Raw genomic sequence first — 21,605 nt, 5'->3', positions numbered from 1 at the left:
CGACGGCTGAGCACCGCTCACACGCCGTGACGTCAGGGCACGCGCAGCACGCCGTTGCGGCGGTGGGGCAGCGTCGCGAGCGTCTCGTCGCGCAGCACGTCGGGCAGCAGCGCCGGCGGGGCGTCCTGGAACACCACCGGCCGCAGGAAGCGGCGGATCGCCGTGGCGCCCACCGACGTGTGCAGCGACGTGGTGGCGGGCCACGGGCCGCCGTGCTGCTGCGACCAGGTGACCGCGACACCCGTCGGCCACCCGGCGAAGAGCAGCCGGCCGGCCTTGCGGACGAGCACCTCCCGCACCGCCGCGACATCGTCGGACGGCTCGGAGTGCAGCGTCGCGGTGAGCGAGCCGGGCACCGCCTCCAGCGCGGCGTGCAGCTCATCGGGCGAGGAGTAGCGCACGAGCAGCGTGACCGGCCCGAAGCACTCCTCGAGGAGCGTTCCAGGACGGGCGGCGACGGCCGCGGCATCCGTCGACAGCACGATGGGCTGCGCCGACCCGGACTCGGCCGGAAGACCACGGGCCACGACGGCGACCGACGGGTCCGATTCCAGGTGCTCGATCCCCGACGGGAAGGCCGACGTGATGCGGTCGGTGAGCAGGGGACCGCCCGCGGCTCCCGCCGCGAACCGCGCGACGAGGCCTTCGAACCCGGCGCCCTCGGGGACGAAGACAACGCCCGGCTTCGTGCAGAACTGTCCGACGCCCAGGGTGAACGAGCCGACGAGGCCTTGCGCGAGCTCCTCGCCGCGCTCCGCCACGGCGGCTGCGGTGAGCACGACGGGGTTCACCGAGCCGAGCTCGCCGTAGAACGGGATGGGGTCGGGGCGGCCGGCGGCGAGGTCGAACAGCGCGCGGCCGCCGCTGAGCGACCCGGTGAACCCGGCGGCCTGGATGACCGGATGCTGCACCAGCGCGTTGCCCGCTTCACGGCCTTCGATGAGCGCGAGGGATCCCTGCGGCGCACCGGCCGCGGTCAGCGCAGCGGACACGATCGCGGCCGTCCGCTCCGACAGCCGCGGGTGCCCCGAGTGCGCCTTCACGATGACCGGGTTCCCGGCCGCGAGCGCCGAAGCCGTGTCGCCGCCTGCCACCGAGAACGCGAAGGGGAAGTTCGAGGCCGAGAACACCGCGACGGGTCCGACCCCCACCAGCATGCGCCGCAGGTCGGGGCGGGGTGGCGTCGCCGTCGGATCCGCATCGTCGACGGTGAGCTCGAGGTACGAACCCTCTTCGACGACCGTCGCGAACAGGCGCAGCTGCCCCGTCGTGCGGGCGACCTCGCCCCGGAGGCGGGCCTGGCCCAGGCGGGTCTCCTCATCGGCGGTCGTGACGAGCTCCTCGGCGTGCGCGTCCAGAGCGTCGGCGGCGGCGCGCAGCCACGCGGCGCGGGTCGCGGCGTCCGAGGCTCGCCAGATGGGGGCGGCTGCCGCCGCAGCCGTCGCGAGAGCGTCGAGTTCTCCAACAGTCGTGGTCATGGGATCTCCGGGGACTTCGGGGGCGTTTCGGCTCGCTTCGTTCGCTCGACGACCGGGGTGAAGCGGATGCCGAGGCCGGCGTGGGGCGTTTCGGTCAGGGTTCCGTCGGCGATGCGCACGGGCGATGGGCCGTCGAGGGCGCCGAGCGGGCCGAAGCCGGCATCCTCGACATCCTCGACCATAGGCGCGGGAACGCCCGGCACGGGCCGCAGGCACAGAGCGAGCTGGCCCGAGAGCTCCGGCAGCAGGTGGGGGTGGAGCGAGGCGCCGTACTCGGCGGCGATCGCCGCGATGCCGAGGAACGGGGTGATGCCGCCGACCCGCACGACGTTGGGCTGCACGATCTGCGCCGCACCCGTGCGGAGGTAGTCGTCGAAGCGGTACACGTTGTGGAGGTTCTCGCCGACGGCGATGGGAATGCCGCTGGAGCCGGCGAGCCGCCCCGCCAGCTCGAGGTGGCCGTACAGATCATCGGCGCGCAGGGGCTCTTCGATCCAGGCCGGCGACACCTCGGCGAGCACATCGAGTGCGCGCGTGGCGCGGTCGAGGTCCCACCGCTGGTTGGCGTCGATCATGAGCGCGCGGTCGGGGCCGAGCACTTCGCGCACCGCCCGCAGGCGGTCGAGGTCCTCGGCGACGTCGGGCTTGCCGACCTTGACCTTGACGGCGTCGAAACCGGCGTCCACCCACCGGTGCACCTGTGCCACCAGCTCATCGAGCGGATAGTGCAGGTTGACGCCGGAGCCGTACGCGGTGACGCTGTCGCGCTGCGCCCCGAGGAATCCGGTGAGCGACGTGCCGGCGGCCCGTGCTGCGGCATCCCACAGCGCGAGGTTCAGGCCCGCCATCGCGATCGTGGTGAGGCCCCCGCCCCCGGCCTCGTGGAGGTGCTGCCAGAGCGGGAGCCACTCCGAGCCGGGGTCGGCGGACCGCCCGATCGCGAACCGCGCGATGTCGTGCGTCAGCAGCGCGTGCACGGCTTCGGCGCCGATCTGCGGGGTCCACGAGAAGCCCCAGCCCTCGGCGCCGTCCGAGCGGATGACGTGGGTCGCGACGACACCGACCGACGTCACGTCCGCTCCCCACGGGCGCGTCAGCGGCACGCGGAGGAGCCGGGCGTCGAAGGCGGTGATCGTCGCGTCGACACCCGGCTCGGCGTCTGCGGTCGGCTGTGCTCGCGTCATAGCAGTGCTCGCCCGGCCTCGAGGATCTCGGCCAGGCGCGTCTCCTGCGCGCGCGTCGGGTCGACCAGCGGCGCACGCACGGAGCCGACCGGCAGCCCGCCCAGCCTGAGCCCCGTCTTGATGAGCGACACGCCGAAGCCGGGCGTCTGGTCGCGCAGCTGCACCAGCGGCGAGTAGAACCCGTCGAGCAGCTGGGTGCGGCGCGCCTCGTCACCGCTGACGTACGCGCGGTAGTACGCGTCGGCGACCTCGGGGATCATCGCGAACGCCGCCGAGGAGTACAGCGGGATGCCGATGCCGCGGTACGCGCCCTGCGTGAGCTCCGCGGTGAGCAGGCCGTTGAAGAAGGCGAAGTCGTCGCGTCCTTCGGCCGCCACCGCACGCACGATCTGCTGCGCCAGCCCGACATCGCCGACGCCGTCCTTGAAGCCGACGACCTTCGGGTTCTGCGCCAGGCGCCGCACGGACTCCACGGAGTACTGGGCGTTGGCGCGGTGATAGATCACGACGGGCAGATCGGATGCCGCCGCCACTGCTTCGACGTAGGCCACGAGGCCCGCCTGCGGACCGCCCACCAGGTACGGCGGCAGCACGAGCAGCGCATCGGCGCCGGCGTCGGCGGCGGCACGAGCGAGCGCGGTCGCGTGGCCGAGGGGCCCACCGGTGCCCGCGACCACCGGCACGCGGCCCGCCACGGTCTCGGTGGCGATCTGCACGACGCGGACGGCCTCGTCGGTGGACAGCGCGTGGAACTCTCCCGTCCCACACGCGGGGAACACGCCGCCGGGAGCGTGCGCCAGGGTGGTGCCCACGTGCTGTCGCAGGAGGTCCTCGTCGACGCGGTCGGCGGCGTCGAACGGGGTGACGGGAAAGAAGAGGATGCCGTCGAAGTTCACGCCAGCACGTCCTTTCGGGCGGGATCGGGGAAGGAGGAGGTCTCGGGTGCGGCCTCGCCGAGCTCACCGCGCCAGGTATGCACGGGCCGCCAGCCGAGCACCCTGCGGGCCTTGGCGTTCGAGAACGCCGGCGCGCTGCCGGTGAGGCCTGCGGCCAGTCCCTCGGTTCCCGGCACGAAGCGCGGCAGCAGCTCGGCAAGCGGCCGGCGGGCGAGCGCGTCGTCGGCGCCGACGAAGAACACCTCCGCGTTGGGGATCTCGGGCAGGGCCAGCAGCAGGGTGTCGATGAAGGTGGCCACGTCCCGCGCGTCGACGTAGTTGAACAGGGCCGGCGCCGACAGCGCCGGATCGTCCAGGCGCTCCCGGACGGTGTGGCCCTGCTGGGTGAGAGCGCCGCGCCACTCCTCAGGGGCGATGACGTAGCACGGGCGGAACGCGGCGAATCGCGTGCTGTCGCCCGTCTGCCGTGCGAGCATCGCGATCGTCTGCTCGGCGAGGAGCTTCGACAGGGCGTAGGCGTTCCACGGCTTCGCCGGCGTGGTCTCATCCAGCGGCAACCGCTCGGGGAGCCAGCCGGTCGGCGCGCCGTAGCCGAGGACGGTCGGGCTCGATGCGGTGACGATCCTCGGTATGCCGGCCGCGACGCCCGCCGACAGCACGCCGAGCGCCATGGCGGCATTCGTGCGGAGGATCACCTCCTCGGGCGCGCTGAACGGCACGGCGATCGCGGCCAGATGGATGAGCGCGTCGGCGCGAGCGTCGGAGATCGCGCGGGTGGCGGCATCCGTGTCGGTCAGGTCCACCGCGATCTGCTCCACGCCCTGCAGCTCGCCGGCGTCCGAGACGGCGCGGTCGAGCGAGACCAGTTCATGGCCGGCGTCGGCGAGTCCGGCGACGAGACTGCGGCCCAGGCGCCCGGCGCCGCCCGTGACGACGATGCGGCTCATGATCCGATGCGCGGCGCCGCTGCGCCGTCGGCCGCGAGGAAGCGGATGCCGAGATCGGCGACCTGCACGGGCAGGCCCGTCTCCAGCGATCGGTTGCCCGCGATGCCGACCGCGATGGACCGGACGCCGTCGCGCCAGTCGGCCGGGCGGGACAGCGGGTCCTCGCCGGGTCCTTCGAAGACGTCGGCCAGCAGCAGGGCGTCGCCACCGCCGTGGCCGTCACCGGTGCTCGTGATCGGCACCTCGTATGCCGCCTCCCAGTGCCGCTGCACGAGGAGGCGCTCGCCTTCGGGTCGCAGCGATCCCGAGGGTCCGGCGTCGACGGCGGACGGGTCGATCACGGGGTGGAGGCCCTCGTCTGCCAGCACCGCGCCGCGCTCGACGACCTCGAGCTCGGCGCGGCCGTGAGTGCCGTTGACCGCGACGCGGTAGCCCTCCCACGGAGAGTGGGCGTTGAGTGAGTAGCTGAGCGTCGCGCCGGAGGCGTAGTCGACGACGAGGGCGAGATTGTCTTCGATCGTGATGCCGTCGCCGAACACGTCGCGGTCCCGCAGGTACCCGTCGTGCTGCTCGGCATCCAGGTACAGCGCCTTCAGGCGGGCGTCGTCGCGGAGGTCGAGCTCGAAGGCGTCGCCGCCGTCGTGCGTGCCGCGGGCGGGACGGTCGTGGATGCCGCGGGCCGCGGCGTTCGCGGCGCCGTAGAACCGCAGCCCGCCCGAGGCGAACACACGGCGCGGGGCGGAGCGGATCCACCAGTTGACGAGGTCGAAGTGGTGGCTCGCCTTGTGCACGAGGAGCCCGCCCGAGTGCTCCTTCTCGCGGTGCCAGCGCCGGAAGTAGTCGGCCCCGTGCTTGGTGTCGAGCACCCAGGAGAAGTCGACCGAGGTCACCTCGCCGATCGTGCCGTCCTGGATCACCTGGCGGAGCGCGGAGTTGCGGGGCGAGTACCGGTAGTTGAACGTGATGACGACCTCGCGGCCGGTGCGGTCGATCGCGTCCTCGATGGCCGCGGCGCTCGGCCCATCGATCGTGAGCGGCTTCTCGACGACCACGTCGGCTCCGGCATCCAGGGACCGCACGATCAAGGGCGCGTGCAGGTCGTCGCGGGCGCAGATCACCACGCGGTCGACGCGCTCGTCGCGGATCATCGTCTCGAGGTCGTCGGGGCCGTAGACGGTCGGCGCCGCATGGCCTGACGCGACGACGCGGTCGACGTGGTACCGGGCGCGCACGGGGTTCGGCTCGCAGACGGCCACGAGCTCGGCCTCGTCGGAATAGCGACCGGTGATCGCCTCGACGTACATCTGGGCGCGGTGTCCCGCGCCGACGAGGGCATACCGACGACGACTCATCTCACTCCTTCAGGAAACGTTTTCTCACGCTATCACGCCGATGCGCCGCCTTGCCCGGGAACGTCGTCTCGTCAACCCGTGTGCGCCATCGGGCCCGCGCGGGAGACTGGGCCCATGGCGATGCGTGGAGTGGTCGAGCAGCCTTCGGGACTGCAGTACGCCGAGGACCTCATCTCGGAGGCGGAGGAAGCCGCGCTGCTCGAGCGACTCGCCCAGCTGGAGGTGACGCCACTGGTGATGCACGGCGTTCCCTCGCGGCGGCGCACCGCGCACTTCGGCGTGGGTTACGACTTCGACACGCGCTCCACCTCCGAGGTCGCGCCGATCCCCGAGTACCTCCTGGCGCTGCGGGCGGCCGCGGCCCGGTTCAGCGACGTCGATCCCCGGAGCTTCGTCGAGGCGCTCGTGTCGTTCTACCCGCCGGGGGCGACGATCAGCTGGCACAAGGATGTGCGGGCGTTCGGCGGAGTGGTGGTCGGCGTCTCACTCGGCTCGCCCTGTGTGATGCGGTTTCAGCGGACGGCCGCCGGTGGCGAGCGCCGCGTCTTCGAGCAGCCGCTGGCCCCTCGTTCGGCCTACGCGCTCACGGGTGCGGCTCGGTGGACGTGGCAGCACTCGATTCCCGCCGTGCGCGCGGACCGGTGGTCGGTGACCTTCCGTCAACTCGGTCGCACCACCGCCGAGTCACCTCGGTAGACCCCTCGCGCGCCCCTCGCGAGCGCCACGTGGGGCCCAGCCGTGCGGACCTAGTCTCCGTCGACGCCTGCCGCGTCGGCGCCTGCCTCCACCGCCGACGGCTCGCGATCCTCCACGAGGAAGGCGGATGACGTGCCGGCGGCGTCGCCCGCGCGCAGACCGGCGCCCTGGAGCGCCCGCTCGATGGCCAGGTCCGCCTCGGAACCGGGTCGGATGTCTCGATCGTCGTTCGACATGATGCCTCCTTGCCCCAGGCTAGCGAGCATCTGCGCGAGGCGTTCGTCGGGGTCGCAGGCGTCCCTTCCGGCGGGTGAGCGTCGCGCGGATAATGAGCGCATGCAGGGACCGCGCCGGTCCGCCGGCTCGGCGGGCGAGCTCGCGGAGCCCGAGCAGCTCGCGGAGGCGGACGAGCTCGCGCTCCTGCGCCGCCGCGCCTACGGACCGGATGCCGACATCGGGGGCGACGAGGCTGCCCAGGCCCGTCTCGCCGAGCTCGAGGACATCCATCGCCGCCGGCTCGACCGCGCGGCGCCCCCGGCGGCCGACTCCGCCGATCCACCCAGGCCCGCTCCTGCCGCGCTCGACATGCCCGTGAGCGGCCGGCCTCCCACCGTCGCCGCCCCCGCGCGCCTCGACCGCGCGGACGACCGGCGGCGACGCCGCCCGCGATGGACGCTGCGGGCCGGCGCGGTGGCGGCGCTTGCGCTCGTGGCGGCGCAGGCCGCGTCGCTCGCCGGGTCGCCCGTGGAGCCGGTCCCGACGGCCGCGGCCGCCGGCACCGCGGCCGACGTCGTGCTGCTGCGCGTTCCCGGTGGCGGCGAGCCCGCCGATCCGCACGCCACTTTGGACCGGCTCGGGCTGGCCGCCGACCAGCTGCGCCGGTACGAGAGCCTCGACGGGCTCGCGGTGTGGGGCGGACGGTCCCGTTTCGGCACGATGTGTCTCCTCGTCGCCGACCCGGCCAAGGGGATCGGTGAAGGGACCGGGGCCGAAGGCTGTGCGCCCTACGGCGCGATGGCACCGGCCGAGCTGCTGGTCTCGGACTCATCGTCCGGCGGCCTGATCCGCCTGGTCCTGCAGAGCGACCACGTCGATGTGTACGTGTACGGGCCGCCGCAGCGCGCGCCCCTGAGCCCCTGAGCCCGCCCTGAATCCGCGACCGAGCGCGTCGACCTCGGCGGCGAGAGCAGCGCCGGTTCGCGGTCAGGCTGCAGGACCCGTGGTGCCTCGCACCGTCAGCTCCGGCAGCAGGGTGAGCGGGTGCGCCGGCTCCGCGCCGTCGAGCAGCTCCCGCATGCGCGACCAGGCCTGGGCGCCCAGCTCGGCGGCCGGCACCGCGGCGGTGGTGAGCGGCGGCGTCGTATAGCGGGCGAACGGGATGTCGTCGAACCCGACGATCGACAGATCGTCGGGCACTCGGCGTCCCGCGGCCTGCACAGCGCTCAGCAGCCCCATGGCCACGAGGTCGTTGAAGGCGAGGGCGGCCGTGGCGCCCGAGGCGAGGACGACCTCGCCCGCCGCCGCTCCGGCCTCGAAGTCCACGCCGCAGGGGATCTCGGTGACCTCGGTGCCGGGATGCGCGGCGACGAAGGCGGCGATCGCGTCCAGGCGCGCCGCGTTGGCCACGCTGCGGGCCGTGCCCGCGAGGAAGACGATGCGCCGGTGTCCGAGCTCGTGGAGATGGGCCAGCTCGGCGGCGAGGGCGCTTCCATAGTCCGCACCCACCGACGGCACGTCGCCGGAGGTGCGGTTGATGAGCACGACGGGACGCAGGCCGCCGACCACCTCGTCGAGCTCGTCCTGCGGCAGTCGCGGCGAGCAGAGGATGACGCCGTCCGTCCTGCGCCGCGTGGCTCCGGCGAGCACCCGCTCCTCCTCGATCGACTCAGCGGAGTCGGCGACCAGCACGTGGTAATCGTCCGCCGCGGCGGCGCGGCTGAGTCCCCGCAGGATCGCCTGGAAGGTCGGGTTGCCGAGGTCGGGCACGATGACAGCGACGGTCTGCGTGCGCCCCAGCACCAGGCTGCGGGCGACGGGGCTGGCGGTGTAGTCGAGGGCAGCTGCGGCATCCTTCACGCGCTCGACCAGCACCGGGTCCACCGTGGGGTTGCCGTTCAGTGCGCGCGACACGGTCGACAGCGACACCCCCGCGCGGGCGGCGACATCGGCGATCGTGATGCGCGGTGTTCCGTCGGCTCGGGGCTGTCGAGGCATCCGTGACTCCTTGGGTCGCTCGGCGGCCTCAGCCTATCCGGACGGGTGCGACGCGCGACCGGGCTGCGCCCGCGGCGTCAGTCGCGGGGCGGCGTGCTCCCGCGGACGATGACCTCCAGCGGGAGAGGCGGCTCGTCGGCATCCCAGTCCGGGTCCGTCGCCGCGTGGAGCGCACGGTATCCGAGATCTTCGAGCGGCACGCGCACGGTGGTCAGGCCAGGCCGGATGTCGCGGCCGGTGGCGATGTCGTCGAAGCCGGCGACGGCGATGTCGGCCCCCACCTGTCGTCCCGCGTCACGTACCGCCGACATGACGCCGATCGCGACCACGTCGCTGATCCCGAAGATGAGGGTGCCCGCGGGGACGTCTTCCCGCAGCAGCTGCGAGCCGGCGGCGTAACCCTCGTCGCGGGTGAAGCCGGCGCGGCGCACGTCGCGGATCGCGCCGCCGGCGCCGGTGAAGCCCTCGGTGAAGCCCGCCAGCCGGTCGTCGGAGGTGCGGATGCCCTCGGATGCCGCGACCACGATCGCCTCGCGGTAGCCCACGCGAGCGAGCTCGGCGCCCAGAGCCCTTGCGCCACCCTGATTGTCGACCGCGACCGATCGCGCCGCGCCGCCCCCCGGCCCCACCACGACCACGCGCCCGCCCATGTTCGAGAAGGCGTCGAGCTCGTCCTCCAGTCCGACGGCGTCGGGCCCTTCCACGCGGGATGCCGCGAGGATGAGTCCACGGGGACGCTGACCGCGCAGCGCGCGCACGAGTTTGACCTCACGCTGTGGATCGCGCTCGGTGATCGCGATCGTGACCACGAGGCCGGCCTCGTCGGCGCCGCGGGCCACTCCCGCCGCCAGCTGGCCGAAGTACGGGTCGGCGATGTCGGCGACCAGCAGCGCCACGATCGCGGAGGTGCCGCGCGCCGTCGCCTGGGCGGACAGGTTCGCGGTGTACCCGAGCTTCTCGGCGGCAGCCTCGACGCGCTCGCGGTAGCTGTCGGCCACCTTGCGAGTCGAGCCGTTGAGCACTCGCGACGCGGTCGCCAGCGAGACGCCCGCTTCCCGCGCCACGTCGTGCAGGGTGGCGGCGCCTCGCCCGGGGCCGATGATCTCGCTCACAGGCCAGAGTCTAGGCCCTGACCCGGCCTCGACCACGGACGCGGGAAACGGTTTTCCCGCGCGATTCACCGGTCCAGCGCGTCCCGCAGATACGCGCGCGCCTGGTCCTGCATGACGCCCGTCATCTCGTGTGCGGCGTCTGCCACGCGCCGGTGTAGCGCGCGCCGAGCAGCGCACGTAGCCGGGGCGTCGGCATCCGCCATCCCCGCTCGCGGCCGTGAGCCGTGCCAGTCGCGGCGTCGGAGCGGACAGGTCGAAGAGTCCGGCATCAACGCGCGACGCGGGCGCGCAGGTGCGGAGAGACGGATGCCGCGAAGCCGGCCTCCGTGCGCCGCACGGCCTCAGCCGGATCGGCGGCCCACACGTCTTCGTTGAAGATCTCGACCTCGATGTCGCGGTCGTAACCGGTGGCCTCCACCGCCGCCGTGAGCGAGGCGAAGTCGATGACGCCGTCGCCCGGGTAGTGCCGGCTCAGCAGCACATCCGCCGGCAGCGGCGTCTTCCAGTCGCACACCTGGTACGTCGCGATGCGGCCCTCACGGCCGGCCCGCTCGATCGACGGGAGCACGTCCGGGTCCCACCAGATGTGGAACGTGTCCACCGTGGCGCCGACAACCGCGGGGTCGAAGTCGGCGGCGATGTCGAGCGCCTGACCGAGCGTCGAGACGACGCACCGGTCCGAGGCGTACATCGGATGCAGCGGCTCGATGGCGAGCGTCACGCCCGCGGCCGCGGCATCCGCTGCCAGCTCCCCGATCGCATCGCGCACGCGCTCACGCGCGCCCTTCAGGTCGCGGGAGCCCTCCGGCAGCCCGCCCGCGACGAGCACGAGGATCGCGGTCGACCCCTCGGCGCCCGCCGCGGCGAGGGTGGCTGCCTCTTCGATCGCGAGACGGTTGTCGTCGATGGATGCCCGCCGCGCCGGTCCCTCGGGCATCGTGAAGAAACCGGACCGGCAGTGCGTCGTGAAGCGCAGCCCCGAGTCGGCGAGCATCGACGCCGCGGTGGCGAGACCGACCTCCTGCACGGGTTCGCGCCACAGGCCGATGGCCTGCACGCCCGCCGCGGCGGTCACGCGAAGCGCGGTCGCGAGGTCGGCGTGCTTGATGGTCGCCTGGTTGATCGACAGGCGCGGGTCGACGGCGCTCACAGGCATTCCTTCCGAGGCATGTCCCGATTTCGCTCGCTCCTGGGGGTGCCGATCGACCGAATTCGGGACATGAGGGCGAACGATGGGGACACGGATGCCTCGACACCGGGCGCGAACGGGGAGCTCTGGATCGCCGTGATCACGCGATCGCCCCCGGGACGTCGACCCCGTTGTGGCGGAGCATCCCGTGCCAGCGGGCGGCCGCCAACTCGGGCTGCTCGAGGGCGCGCGAGGAGTTCGCCAGCTCGATGATCCGCGACAGGTGGGGAAGACTGCGCGCCGAGTGCAGGCCGCCCACCATCTGGAACGCCGGCTGGTGGCCGTTGAGCCACGCCAGGAACGCGACGCCGGTCTTGTAATAGAAGGTGGGTGCGGCGAAGATCTGACGGCTGAGCTGCTCGGTCGGGCCGAGGATCTCGAGGTACCGGGACGGGTCACCGGCGTCCAGAGCCTGGATGGCCGCGGACGCGACGGGCGTGATCGCGGCGAACGCGCCCAGCAGCGCATCGGAATGCTGACGCGTGCTGTCGGGATTGCGCTGCGGCTGGGTGGCTTCGGGCACATCCTGCCCGCCGATGAGTCCGACGTAATTGAAGTCGTCGCCGGTGAACATCCGCACGCCCTCGGGCAGGCGTTCGCGCACCGATACCTCGGATGCGGCGTCGAGCAGGCTCATCTTGACGCCCGCGACCTTGTCGGCGTTCTCGTCGATGATCTCGACAAGCACGTCGGATGCCGCGCGCCAGTCGTCGCTGCCGAAATACCCCTCGAGCACCGGATCGAAGGCCGTGCCCAGCCAGTGCAGCACGACGGGCGTCGTCGCGGCGGCGAGTACCTCCTGGTACACCCGGCGGTAGTCCTGGGCCGACGCGGCGGCTCGCGCGAGGTGGCGCGACGCCATGAGCACGGGACCGGCACCCTGATCCTCGGTGAAATGCAGCTGCTCCTTGTAGGCGTCGATGACCTCGTCGAGCGAGATGCGGTCGGCGTCGATGTGGTCGGTGTTGACCCCGACCACGACCGAGCCGCCCTCTTCGCGTGCGACCTGAGCCGATCGGGCGATGAGATCGCGGGTCGCTGCGGCGTCGAGGCCCATGTTGCGCTGGGCGGTGTCCATGGCGTCGGCGACGCCGAGGCCCCACGAGTACACGGCGCGACGGAAGTCAAGCGTCGCGTCCCAGTCGATCTCGGCAGGCTGACCGGGGGTGTTGTCGGCCCAGGTCTTCGGCACCACGTGTGCAGCGGCGTACGCGACGCGGCTGCGGAGCGGGCCATGTGGCGGGGAATACCCGGGGACGTCGTTCAGCTCGACAGCCGAGAGAACACCGGCGTCGGAGAGGAGCGTGAGCTGCGGCATCCGGATCAGCCCAGCGTCAGGGTGGGCAGCTCGATCTTGCGACCCTCGCGGCTGGACTGCAGGCCCGCTTCCGCCAGCAGCACGCCGCGGGCGCCCGACAGCAGGTCGAACGCGTAGTCGGTGCCGAGAGCGTAGGAGGTGAGGAACTCCTCCCACTGCTGACGGAAGCCGTTCTGGAAGACGTCGTTGGTCGGCACGTCGGCCCAGTCCGCCCGGTAGTCGTGGTCGTCGGCGAGATCGGGATTCCACACCGGCTTCGGCGTGGCGTTGCGGTGCTGGATCTTCGCGCCGAAGAGGCCGACGACGGCTGAGCCATGCGTGCCGTCGACGTGGAACTCGACGAGCTCGTCCCGGTTCACGCGCACGGTCCACGAGGAGTTGATCTGCGCGACGATGTCGCCCTCGAGCTCGAAGATGCCGTACGCGGCGTCCTCGGCGGTGGCGGTGTAGCGCTCACCCTTCTCATCCCACCTGTCCGTGATGTGCACGGCGGCCTGCGCATAGACCGTCTTCACCTCGCCGAACAGGTTCTCCAGCACATAGTTCCAGTGCGGGAACATGTCCACGATGATGCCGCCGCCGTCCTCGGCGCGGTAGTTCCAGCTCGGGCGCTGCGCGGGCTGCCAGTCGCCCTCGAACACCCAGTAGCCGAACTCGCCGCGCACCGAGAGGATGCGCCCGAAGAAGCCCGAGTCGATGAGGCGCTTGAGCTTCTGCAGGCCGGGAAGGTACAGCTTGTCGTGCACGACGCCGGTCTTGACCCCCGCCTCCTGCGCGAGCTTGGCGAGCTCAAGGGCCTCATCGACCGTCTCGGCCGTGGGCTTCTCGGTGTAGATGGTCTTGCCGGCGGCGATCGCCTTGCGCAGCGCGGAAGCGCGGGCCTTCGTCACGAGGAAGTCGGCGTAGATCTCCCAGCGCGGGTCGGCGAGAGCCGCGTCGAGATCCGTCGTGAAGTCCTCGATGCCGTGCCGGGCGGCAAGCTCCGCGAGCTTGCCCTCCCTGCGGCCGACGAGCAGCGGCTTGACGGTGAGCTTCGTGCCGTCGGGCAGCTCGATGCCCCCCTGGTCGCGGATCGCCAGGATCGAGCGCACGAGGTGTTGACGGTAGCCCATGCGGCCCGAGACCCCGTTCATGATGATGCCGACCTCGCGGACGCCGTCGGTGGCGGGAGGGACGGATGCCGGGGCCGGGGCGAGTGTCGTATCGGTCACGGTTCTGCTTTCTTCTCTGAGACCCAGCGCGCAGGCGGTGGGTAAACGCTTTCCGACAGTGTGTCACGGGCGGGGATGCCGCGCAACCGCACGGCCCCGCGTCGAGGCGGAAGATGGGATCTCGGTGCGCGGCACCAGGACGAAGGCGACGCCCTGAGGGTCGAGTCGCACGCGGTCGACGAGGGCGCGGGTCTCGGCATCCGTCCCCTCGATCGCGATGTCGACGCGCGTGTCTCCGTGGTTGATGAGCGTCACCAGGTCGCCGCGGCGAGCGGCCTCGACGTCGCGCGGCAGGTCGGCGACGACGGGACTCACACCGGATGCCCGCACGACCTGCCCGACCACGGCCTCGAGCCCTTCGGCGACGGGCTGGGTGGCGACGTACCACGCTTCGCCGTCCCCGTGCCGGTGGCGGGTCAGGGCGGCGCCCCCGGCCGTCAGGCCGTCGGTGAACTCCGCGACGACGTCGGCGCTCGTGGCATGGACGCGCTCCGCCACCAGCCGCCCAGGGTAGGCGCCGCTCCCGAGCCGGAAGGTGACGGACCCGCCCGTTTGCGTGGCCCGCGTCGGCAGGGCGCCCACGCCCGTGCCACCGGCGCCGGTGCCGCCGATCGCGCCGAAGTCCTCGAATCGCACGCCGAGCGCGGGGCCGAGCTGCGTCAGGAAGCCGCCGTCGCGGAACTGGTCGTGCTCGTCGACGATGTCGCTGAACGGTCCGGTGAGGAGCGTCCCGCCGCCGGCGACGAAGCGTTCCAGCGCCGCTGCTCCCTCCTCGCGCAGCAGGTACAGCAGGGGTGCGACGACCAGGTCGTATCCGTCGTCGACGCTCTCCGGCGCGACGATGTCCACCATGAGACCGCGCCGGTGCAAGGCCCCGTACCATTCGAGCGAGAGCGCGAGATAGTCGATCCGGGTGGGGTGATCGCGTTCCTCGACGCCCCACCAGCTCTCCCAGTCGAACACGAGCGCGACTCGGGCATCGCGGCCCGGCGGCGGAAGATCCGGCAACGCGGCCAGCCGTGCGCCGAGCGCGGTCACGGCGTCCCACACCCGGGTCTCGGTGCCGGCGTGCGGAAGCATCGCGGAGTGGAACTTCTCGCTGCCCGCCCGCGACTGGCGCCACTGGAAGAACATGATGCCGTCCGCCCCGCGCCCGATCGACTGCGCGGTCTCGGCCATGAGTGCCCCGGGACGTTTGCCGGCGTTCGCGGGGCGCCAGTTGACGGCATCCGTCGCCTGCTCCCAGAGCAGCCACGGCACGCCGGGCTTGAGGGAGCGGACGAGATCGCGCTGGAACGCGGCGTCACGCACCCGGTTCGGATTGGCCGGGTCGGGGTAGCAGTCATCGGCGATGACATCCATGTGCGGCGCCCACCGCCGGTAGTCCGCGGGCTTGAAGGGGCCCATGAAGTTCGTGGTGATCGGCTGCGTCGCCCCGGCGGCCACAAGGATCTCCCGCTCGAGGAGGTAGCACTCCAGGAGCATGTCGGACGTGAAGCGCCGGAAGTCCAGCATCGACGACGGGTTGTGGCTGTACGGGGCCAGGCGGGGCGGGAAGACCTCGTCGAACGCCCCGTACCGCTGCGACCAGAAACTCGTGCCCCACGCATCGTTCAGCGCGTCGACCGTGGTGTACCTGGCGCGCAGCCATACCCGGTAGGCGTCACGGGCCGCGTCGGAGAAGTCCATCGGCAGGTGGCAGCCGAACTCGTTGCCGACGTGCCACATCACCACGGCGGGATGGTGGGCGTATCGCTGCGCGATCCGGCTCACGAGCTCGCCGGCCAGGCGACGGTACGTCGGCGACGAAGGCGCGAAGTGCTGCCGGCTGCCCGGCCAGTACGAGGCGCCGGACTCATCGGCCGGCAGCGTCTCGGGGTAGGTGGCGCTCACCCACGGCGGGGGAGAGGCGGTCGCCGTCGCGAGGTTCACCGCGATGCCGCCGGCGTGCAGTTTGCCGATCACCCTATCCAGCCACTCGAAGTCCCACACGTCCTCGGCGGGCTGGATGCGCGACCACGCGAAGATCCCGAGGCTCACGATGTTGACGCCCGCCTCCTGCATCAGGCGGACGTCCTCGTCCCACACCTCCTCCGGCCACTGGTCGGGGTTGTAGTCGGCGCCGTACAGCACGTCGAGCGGCTCCTGTTCTGGCTTCGGGGTGGGGCGACGGAGAGAGTCAGCGGCGCCGGCGCGCGGGCACGGCCATCACCGCGAACGCGGCGCAGCCGAGACCGGCGATGATGAGCGGGGTCAGCATCCACGTGACGATGACCGTGAGCGCCGCTGCGGCGGCGAGGTACAGCGCGCCGACGGGATCGGCGGCGAGGGCGGACGGGATGCCGCTCACCGCGCGCCGCCAGCCGTGTCCCGGCGTCCACGCGCCCGCGGCCAGGAGCAGGCCGACTGCGACCGTTGCCAGTCCCGCCCAGCCGACGACGGCGATGACGCCGCCGCCGGGAAGGGCGCCGGAGTTCGCGAGGTCGATGTCGAGCAGCAGCAGGAGGGCGAGGATGAGGCACGCCACTCCGACGACCAGGCCCCCGGGCAGCGCCTTGCGCCAGTCCTGCCAGAACGTGCGCACGTGGGACTGCTCGGCGGCCGCGTATCGGCGGAGGTGACGGATGCCGGCGGCCAGGGCGGCCGGCAGTGTCACGACGAGGATCCCGCCCGCCGTGACGAGCAGGCCTGTCAGCAGCACCTCGCCGAAGAGAGCGAACGCGCCCCTCGCGCCGGGGTAGCGAGCGGGATCGCGCTCTTCGAGCGTGGGCCCGCTGCCCGACGCGTCGGCTCGTCGTGCGGCGCGGAGTGTCTTGCGGTCCATGAGGTGCGGCATCCGTTCTCAGTCGTGTGTTCGCCGGAGTCCGGGTCAGCCTTTGAGGCCTTGGGTGGCGACGCCGTCGACGAGGAAGCGTTGGAAGACCAGGAAGAAGAGGAGGACGGGGAGGAGGGCGAGGAGGCTGGCGGTGATGGTGGCGCCGTAGTCGGCGCCGCCGGAGGAGGCGTCGTTGTAGAGGCGGAGGGCGATGGGGAGGGGGTAGTTGTCGGGGCTGGTGAGGTAGAGGAGGGGGCCGAGGAAGTCGTTCCAGGCCCAGATGAACGCGAAGATCGCGCAGGTGATGAGGGCGGGTTTGATGAGGGGAAGCATGATCGACCAGAAGATGCGGACGTGTCCGGCGCCGTCGATGCGGGCCGCTTCGTCCATGTCGCGGGGCATCTGGCGGATGAACTGGACGAGCAGGAAGACGAAGAACGCTTCGGTGGCGAGGAATTTGGGGAGGATGAGGGGGATGAACGTGTCGACCCAGCCGAGGGTGTTGAACAGGATGTACTGGGGGATGATCACGACGTGGAACGGCAGCAGGAGGGTGCCGATCATCGCGGCGAACAGGATGCTGAGGCCTGTGAACTGGATGCGGGCGAAGGCGTAGGCGGCCAGGGATGAGGAGATCAGGACGCCGAGCACGGAGGATGCGGCGATGAGGAAGCTGTTGAGGAAGAACCGCCACATCGGCACTCCGGCGATGCCGTCCATCACCTTGGTGTAGTTGTCGAGGGTGGGGTTGTTGGGGATGAGGCCGGGGTTGGAGCCGAACTCGCTGTTGGGTTTGAAGGTGGACAGGAACAGCCATACCAGCGGGTAGAGCACGATCGCGGTGAACGCGATGAGCACGATCAGCCAGATCACCGTCTGCCATGTTCTGCGGGTGATCTTGCGACGCGCAGGGGCGGGCGCCGGGTCGAGTTGGTGTTCGAGGGTGGCGATGGTGGGTTCGCCGAAGCTGGTGGTGCTCATCGGTTGTCTCCGGCGTAGTGGACCCAGTTCTTCTGGGTGCGGAAGAGGATGAGGGCGATGATGGCGACGACGATCAGCAGGACCCAGGCGATCGCGGCGGCGTAGCCCATCTGTCCGTCGGCGAAGCCGCGTTTGTAGAGGTAGACGGTGATGAAGTTGGTCATCCCGGCCGGTCCGCCGGTGCCGTTGGAGATGATGTAGGCGGACGCGAAGACCTGGAACGCGCCGATGAGGCCCAGCAGCAGGTTGAAGAAGATGACGGGGGACAGCATCGGCAGGGTGACGGCGGTGAATCGGTGCCAGGGGCCGGCGCCGTCCATTTCGGCGGCTTCGTAGAGTTCTTTGGGGATCTGTTTCAGGCCGGCCAGGAAGATGACCATGGTGGCCCCGAACTGCCAGATCGCCAGCAGGATCATCATCGGCAGCACCAGGGCGGGGTTGCCGACCCACCCGCCCAGGTCGATCCCGAACAGGGACAGGCCCGAATCGACGGGGCCGTCGGAGGCGAACATCGCCCGCCACACGATCGCGACCGATACGGATCCGCCGATCAGCGAGGGGGCGTAGAACGCGGAGCGGAAGAACCCGGCCGCCCGGTCCCGGTAGTTCAGCAGCATCGCCACCCCCAGCGCGGCGGCCAGGGTGATCGGGGTGCCCACGATCACGTAGATCAGGGTGATCTGCGCGGACTGCACGAACGCGGGGTCGTTGGTGAACATCCGCACGTAGTTGTCCAGCCCGATCCATTTCGGCGGGCTGAAGATGTTGTAGCTCGTGAACGACAGGTACAGCGAGTACACCATCGGCAACAACGTCAACCCGAAGAACCCCAGCAACCACGGCACCAGGAACCCATACCCCGCCAACGACTCCCGCACCACACGACCACGGGCACCCGGACGTGACAGCGGACCCTCGGGGCGTCCTCTCCGGAACAACGACCGGCGGGAGGACTCCTGGCCGGTGACGATCACGCGGGTGGCTGTAGTACTCACGGGAACACTTTCGGATCGCGAACGGTCTCGGGTACCGGGTCCGGGCGCTCACGCCCCGGACCCGGCAGGGCCGTCACTGGTTCAGGACGACATCCATCTCGGAGAAGAACTGGTCGACAGCCTCGTCCACGGTGATCGTGCCGAAGCCCAGCTCCTTGCCGATCTCGAGGAACTTCTGCTCCAGGGTGCCGTAGCCGTTGATCGGCACGGGAGGAGCGTCGCCGAGGCGGTCGGCGATGGACGCCTCGTAGTCCTTGATCTGCTGGCTGATGGGATCGAGGTTCGCGGCCTCCAGCGCCGTCTCCGAGGCGGGCAGGCCGCGGTTCGTGCCGAAGATCTCACCGGACTCCGGGCTGTTGATGAGGAAGTTGACGAGCGTGGCCGCAGCCGCGGGATGCTTCGTCTTGGCCGAGACCGCCTCGAGCATCGAAGGCTTGAGGTAGAGGTCCTTGGCGCCTTCCTCCGTCACCGGCGGAGCGATGAGGTTCAGCTCGGTGAAACCCTCGCCGAGGTTGGCGAGGTATCCGGCGCCGAAGTTGTCCCAGGTGAGCTCGCTCGCCGTGAGTCCGGCATCGAACCCCGACAGGGGCAGAAGCTCCTCGGCCTTCTGAGCGGGAAGCGTGATTCCGTCGCGGGCGGCGTCTCCCTGCTCCCAGAAGGCCTTCAGGTCGTCCTTCGTGAAGTTGACCTCGCCGTCTTCGGTGAACAGGTCCTCGCCCTTGGCACGCTGCTGCACCTCGAAGTTCTGGATGCGTCCGGTGTAGTCGGTGCCGCCGTAGATGGTGCCTCCGCCGGCGTCGGTGATCTCGCCCATCCAGTCGGTGTACTCCTCCCAGTCACCGCCGGGGAAGTCCTCGACGCCGACCTCCTCGAGGAGCTTCGGGTTGGTGAACAGACCCCACGCGTTCGTGGACGTGGGGATCGCGGTGGTCTTGTCGTCGACGACGCCGATGCTGAGGATGTTCTCGGGCAGCGGGTCGGTCTCGATGATGTTGCCGAGGTACGGGTCGAGGTCCAGCAGCAGCCCGTTCTCGGAGTACTGGCGCAGGTACGAGTAGTCGAACTGCATGACGTCGGGCAGGCCGCCGCCGGCGGCCTCGGTCTGGCGCTTCTCCCAGTACTCGGGGAAGGCCAGGAACGACGTGTTCACGGTGATGTTCGGATACTCCTCGTTGAAGGCCTCGATCACCTGGTTGTACAGGTCGGCGCGCACGTCGTTGCCCCAGAACGACATGTTCAGGGTGACCTTCTCGTCCGGGTCGAAGGTCGGGGCCGCGTCGGGGGTGCTGCCGCTCCCACCGGCGCAGCCGGCGAGCACGAGGGCTGCGCCGGCCGCGACTGCGGCACCGGCGATCGCCCGCTTCTTGCTGAACATCCTTGTCCTCTCTTGAACGTCTGCGTCCAGATCTCCGCGCGAGACGTCCGTCGTCCGGGTGTGCGGTGGCGCGTCCCGTGGTGCAGATCTCGGAGAAGCAGGATCTCGGAAAGCGCTTGCCAGCTACCGTACCCGCTCGAAAAACGTTTCGCAAGAGACGGCGCCCGCGAATTTGAACGATTCATTCCAGGTGCCGGAAGCCCGCCGCCGCCGCCGTCCCGGGCGACAGGTCAACCGGCCTTCCGCAGGACAGATCGCCGCGTCTTCGTCCTGTAGAAGCGCGGTCGACCTGTTGAAGTCAGCGCAGGGGGGCAGGGTGCCGCAGCATGCCTGAGGATGCCGCCCGGAAGCCCGCCGCCCAAGCCCGCCGTCGCCCGCGCGCCCGCCGCCGTCGCCCGCGCCCGGCCGCCGACAGGTCAACCGGCGTTCCGCAGGACGGATCGCCGCGTCTTCGTCCTGTGGAAGCGCGGTTGACCTGTTGAAGTCGCGCGGGGGCGCTGGGTGCCTCAGGATGCCGCCAGCCCGCCGCCGCCCGCCAGCCCGCCGTCGCCCGCGCCCGGCCGCCGACAGGTCAACCGGCGTTCCGCAGGACGGATCGCCGCGTCTTCGTCCTGTGGAAGCGCGGTTGACCTGTTGAAGTCAGCGCGGTTGACCTGTTGAAGTCAGCGCGGGGGGCGCAGGTCGATGACGGTGCTCGCGAAGCTCGTGCGGTGCGTGGGGTGAGCGGCGAGTACGGCCGGCGTGATGACCTGCCCGTCGGCGTCGGCCGATGCGTATATCGCCGCGACGATCTCGAGGGAGCGGGCGGGAGCCTCGGCCGTCGCGGGCAGCGGTGCGCCGGAGCGCAGGGCGTCGAACACATCGCGCAGGAGGGGGAGGTGACCGCTGCCCTCCTCGGGTCCGGTGAGGTCCCAGCCGGCGGCTTCGGCCGGCTCCACGTGCGGTGCGGGCGTGATGCGCCAGTTGTCGTGACCGTGCCCGTACAGGTGGTCCACGGTCACGGTCGCCTTCTCCGTGTCGATGCGGATCGAGCTCGTCTCGCGCGGTGACAGCGTGCTCGACACGACCTGCGCGACCACGCCGCCCTCGAAGACCACGGTGGCGGTGGACACGTCCTCGGTCTGCGTCTCGCGGTCCAGGCGCCACAGGCGCCCTTCGACACGGGTCCACGCGCCGAGCAGGAAGGCGAGCAGGTCGATCTGATGGATCGCGTGGCCGAGCGTGGTGCCGCCGCCCTCGGTCTCCCACCGGCCGCGCCACGGCACGGCGAAGTATGCGGCATCCCGGTACCACAGCGTCTGGCATTGGGCGACGAGCGGCCGTCCGAGTGCCCCGGAGTCCAGGAGCCGTTTGACGTGCGCGGCGGCGGTGCCGGTGCGCTGCTGGAAGACGACGGCCAGTTGCCGATCCGCGGCGGTCGCGGCATCCGTCATCTCCTGCAGCTGGTCCAGTGACGGCGCCGGCGGCTTCTCGACGACGACGTGCGCACCGGCGGCGAACGCGGCGATCACCTGCGCGGGGTGCGCGCCGGGGGGCGTGCACACATGCACGACGTCGGGGTGCTCGGCAGCCAGAAGCGCTGCAAGGTCGTCGTACACCGCCGCACCGCCGAATGCCACCGCGAAGGTCTCGGCCGTCGCGCGGCTGTGGTCGGTGACCGCGACGAGCTGCGCGTGCGGGTAGGCGGCGATCGCGGCCGCGTGGGAGTGGGCGATCGCTCCGGTGCCGACGATGGCGCAGCGCAGGGTGTCGGTCACAGTGGGGTTCCTCGTGGGTCGTCGGCGAACGGATGCCGGGGGCCCGGCATCCGGTTCCAGATTAGGTCGCACGCCCGGTAAGCGC

Annotated in this window: 19 protein-coding genes; 2 read left to right on the top strand and 17 right to left on the bottom strand. The window is 71.2% G+C overall.

From position 1 onward, the window contains the following. Nucleotides 1-32 precede the first annotated feature (32 nt). The 5 genes from C9992_RS08415 to C9992_RS08395 are packed head-to-tail and all read right to left on the bottom strand — an operon-like array spanning nucleotide 33 to nucleotide 5,857. Nucleotides 33-1,478 carry an aldehyde dehydrogenase (NADP(+)) gene (locus tag C9992_RS08415; RefSeq protein WP_106815118.1) on the bottom strand — a complete coding sequence of 482 codons (1,446 nt, stop codon included), beginning with the start codon at nucleotides 1,476-1,478 and terminating at the stop codon, nucleotides 33-35. Next, nucleotides 1,475-2,662 (bottom strand): mandelate racemase/muconate lactonizing enzyme family protein, encoded by a 1,188-nt coding sequence (locus tag C9992_RS08410; RefSeq protein WP_106815117.1) that lies wholly within the window; start codon nucleotides 2,660-2,662, stop codon nucleotides 1,475-1,477. The genes C9992_RS08415 and C9992_RS08410 overlap by 4 nt, the downstream gene beginning before the upstream one ends. Beyond that, entirely contained in the window at nucleotides 2,659-3,558 is a 900-nt protein-coding gene (locus tag C9992_RS08405) for a 5-dehydro-4-deoxyglucarate dehydratase (protein WP_106815116.1), read from the bottom strand. The genes C9992_RS08410 and C9992_RS08405 overlap by 4 nt, the downstream gene beginning before the upstream one ends. Further along, entirely contained in the window at nucleotides 3,555-4,505 is a 951-nt protein-coding gene (locus C9992_RS08400) for an NAD-dependent epimerase/dehydratase family protein (RefSeq protein WP_106815115.1), read from the bottom strand. The genes C9992_RS08405 and C9992_RS08400 overlap by 4 nt, the downstream gene beginning before the upstream one ends. Continuing rightward, nucleotides 4,502-5,857, bottom strand: a complete 1,356-nt coding sequence (locus tag C9992_RS08395) for a Gfo/Idh/MocA family protein (RefSeq protein ID WP_106815114.1) — start codon at nucleotides 5,855-5,857, stop codon at nucleotides 4,502-4,504. The genes C9992_RS08400 and C9992_RS08395 overlap by 4 nt, the downstream gene beginning before the upstream one ends. 114 nt (nucleotides 5,858-5,971) lie before the next feature. Between C9992_RS08395 and C9992_RS08390 the strand changes: the two genes are divergently transcribed. Next, the gene (locus C9992_RS08390; protein WP_106815113.1) at nucleotides 5,972-6,553 is read left to right on the top strand and encodes an alpha-ketoglutarate-dependent dioxygenase AlkB; all 582 of its coding nucleotides are present in this window, start codon (nucleotides 5,972-5,974) and stop codon (nucleotides 6,551-6,553) included. 50 nt (nucleotides 6,554-6,603) lie between these two features. Here the strand turns inward: C9992_RS08390 and C9992_RS08385 are convergent, their stop codons facing one another. After that, nucleotides 6,604-6,789 (bottom strand): hypothetical protein, encoded by a 186-nt coding sequence (locus C9992_RS08385; protein WP_106815112.1) that lies wholly within the window; start codon nucleotides 6,787-6,789, stop codon nucleotides 6,604-6,606. 100 nt (nucleotides 6,790-6,889) lie between these two features. On the opposite strand from C9992_RS08385, the gene C9992_RS08380 reads away from it, so the two are divergent. Continuing rightward, nucleotides 6,890-7,693 carry a hypothetical protein gene (locus C9992_RS08380; RefSeq protein WP_106815111.1) on the top strand — a complete coding sequence of 268 codons (804 nt, stop codon included), beginning with the start codon at nucleotides 6,890-6,892 and terminating at the stop codon, nucleotides 7,691-7,693. 63 nt (nucleotides 7,694-7,756) lie between these two features. Here the strand turns inward: C9992_RS08380 and C9992_RS08375 are convergent, their stop codons facing one another. From C9992_RS08375 to C9992_RS08325, 11 genes are all read right to left on the bottom strand, one after another. Further along, nucleotides 7,757-8,767 carry a LacI family DNA-binding transcriptional regulator gene (locus tag C9992_RS08375; RefSeq protein ID WP_106815110.1) on the bottom strand — a complete coding sequence of 337 codons (1,011 nt, stop codon included), beginning with the start codon at nucleotides 8,765-8,767 and terminating at the stop codon, nucleotides 7,757-7,759. A gap of 77 nt (nucleotides 8,768-8,844) precedes the next feature. Beyond that, complete coding sequence (locus C9992_RS08370; RefSeq protein WP_106815109.1) at nucleotides 8,845-9,879, bottom strand: LacI family DNA-binding transcriptional regulator; 1,035 nt, start codon at nucleotides 9,877-9,879, stop codon at nucleotides 8,845-8,847. Nucleotides 9,880-10,147: 268 nt separating this feature from the next. Then, nucleotides 10,148-11,035, bottom strand: a complete 888-nt coding sequence (locus tag C9992_RS08365) for a sugar phosphate isomerase/epimerase family protein (protein ID WP_200826265.1) — start codon at nucleotides 11,033-11,035, stop codon at nucleotides 10,148-10,150. Between the two features lie 133 nt (nucleotides 11,036-11,168). Next, a complete protein-coding gene (locus C9992_RS08360; RefSeq protein ID WP_106815107.1) occupies nucleotides 11,169-12,386 on the bottom strand; it encodes a dihydrodipicolinate synthase family protein in 1,218 nt (405 codons plus the stop codon). Between the two features lie 5 nt (nucleotides 12,387-12,391). Next, a complete protein-coding gene (locus C9992_RS08355) occupies nucleotides 12,392-13,597 on the bottom strand; it encodes a Gfo/Idh/MocA family protein (RefSeq protein WP_200826264.1) in 1,206 nt (401 codons plus the stop codon). 63 nt (nucleotides 13,598-13,660) lie between these two features. Continuing rightward, the gene (locus tag C9992_RS08350) at nucleotides 13,661-15,730 is read right to left on the bottom strand and encodes a beta-galactosidase (RefSeq protein ID WP_106815106.1); all 2,070 of its coding nucleotides are present in this window, start codon (nucleotides 15,728-15,730) and stop codon (nucleotides 13,661-13,663) included. A gap of 46 nt (nucleotides 15,731-15,776) precedes the next feature. After that, the gene (locus C9992_RS08345) at nucleotides 15,777-16,421 is read right to left on the bottom strand and encodes a DUF624 domain-containing protein (RefSeq protein WP_106815105.1); all 645 of its coding nucleotides are present in this window, start codon (nucleotides 16,419-16,421) and stop codon (nucleotides 15,777-15,779) included. A 45-nt stretch (nucleotides 16,422-16,466) separates the two neighbouring features. Continuing rightward, a complete protein-coding gene (locus tag C9992_RS08340) occupies nucleotides 16,467-17,393 on the bottom strand; it encodes a carbohydrate ABC transporter permease (protein WP_106815104.1) in 927 nt (308 codons plus the stop codon). After that, the gene (locus tag C9992_RS08335; protein ID WP_106815103.1) at nucleotides 17,390-18,388 is read right to left on the bottom strand and encodes a carbohydrate ABC transporter permease; all 999 of its coding nucleotides are present in this window, start codon (nucleotides 18,386-18,388) and stop codon (nucleotides 17,390-17,392) included. Before C9992_RS08335 ends, C9992_RS08340 begins: the two co-directional genes overlap by 4 nt. A gap of 73 nt (nucleotides 18,389-18,461) precedes the next feature. Next, on the bottom strand, nucleotides 18,462-19,763 hold the full coding sequence (locus C9992_RS08330; RefSeq protein ID WP_106815102.1) for an ABC transporter substrate-binding protein: 1,302 nt from the start codon (nucleotides 19,761-19,763) through the stop codon (nucleotides 18,462-18,464). Between the two features lie 662 nt (nucleotides 19,764-20,425). Further along, on the bottom strand, nucleotides 20,426-21,520 hold the full coding sequence (locus C9992_RS08325; RefSeq protein WP_106815101.1) for a Gfo/Idh/MocA family protein: 1,095 nt from the start codon (nucleotides 21,518-21,520) through the stop codon (nucleotides 20,426-20,428). Nucleotides 21,521-21,605: the final 85 nt, after the last annotated feature.

It is taken from the genome of Microbacterium timonense (assembly GCF_900292075.1).
In the GTDB taxonomy this organism is placed as follows: Bacteria; Actinomycetota; Actinomycetes; order Actinomycetales; family Microbacteriaceae; genus Microbacterium; species Microbacterium timonense.
The sequence above is the reverse complement of the archived record's forward strand: the minus strand, read 5'-3'. Positions and strand labels throughout refer to the sequence as shown.

Bases quoted from the DNA above. Each gene is read 5' to 3' on its own strand.
- C9992_RS08415 (WP_106815118.1), bottom strand. From the start codon at position 1,478: ATGACCACGACTGTTGGAGAACTCGACGCTCTCGCGACGGCTGCGGCG.
- C9992_RS08375 (WP_106815110.1), bottom strand. From the start codon at position 8,767: ATGCCTCGACAGCCCCGAGCCGACGGAACACCGCGCATCACGATCGCC.
- C9992_RS08410 (WP_106815117.1), bottom strand. From the start codon at position 2,662: ATGACGCGAGCACAGCCGACCGCAGACGCCGAGCCGGGTGTCGACGCG.
- C9992_RS08345 (WP_106815105.1), bottom strand. From the start codon at position 16,421: ATGGACCGCAAGACACTCCGCGCCGCACGACGAGCCGACGCGTCGGGC.
- C9992_RS08400 (WP_106815115.1), bottom strand. From the start codon at position 4,505: ATGAGCCGCATCGTCGTCACGGGCGGCGCCGGGCGCCTGGGCCGCAGT.
- C9992_RS08385 (WP_106815112.1), bottom strand. From the start codon at position 6,789: ATGTCGAACGACGATCGAGACATCCGACCCGGTTCCGAGGCGGACCTG.
- C9992_RS08330 (WP_106815102.1), bottom strand. From the start codon at position 19,763: ATGTTCAGCAAGAAGCGGGCGATCGCCGGTGCCGCAGTCGCGGCCGGC.
- C9992_RS08395 (WP_106815114.1), bottom strand. From the start codon at position 5,857: ATGAGTCGTCGTCGGTATGCCCTCGTCGGCGCGGGACACCGCGCCCAG.
- C9992_RS08365 (WP_200826265.1), bottom strand. From the start codon at position 11,035: ATGCCTGTGAGCGCCGTCGACCCGCGCCTGTCGATCAACCAGGCGACC.
- C9992_RS08340 (WP_106815104.1), bottom strand. From the start codon at position 17,393: ATGAGCACCACCAGCTTCGGCGAACCCACCATCGCCACCCTCGAACAC.
- C9992_RS08380 (WP_106815111.1), top strand. From the start codon at position 6,890: ATGCAGGGACCGCGCCGGTCCGCCGGCTCGGCGGGCGAGCTCGCGGAG.
- C9992_RS08360 (WP_106815107.1), bottom strand. From the start codon at position 12,386: ATGCCGCAGCTCACGCTCCTCTCCGACGCCGGTGTTCTCTCGGCTGTC.
- C9992_RS08390 (WP_106815113.1), top strand. From the start codon at position 5,972: ATGGCGATGCGTGGAGTGGTCGAGCAGCCTTCGGGACTGCAGTACGCC.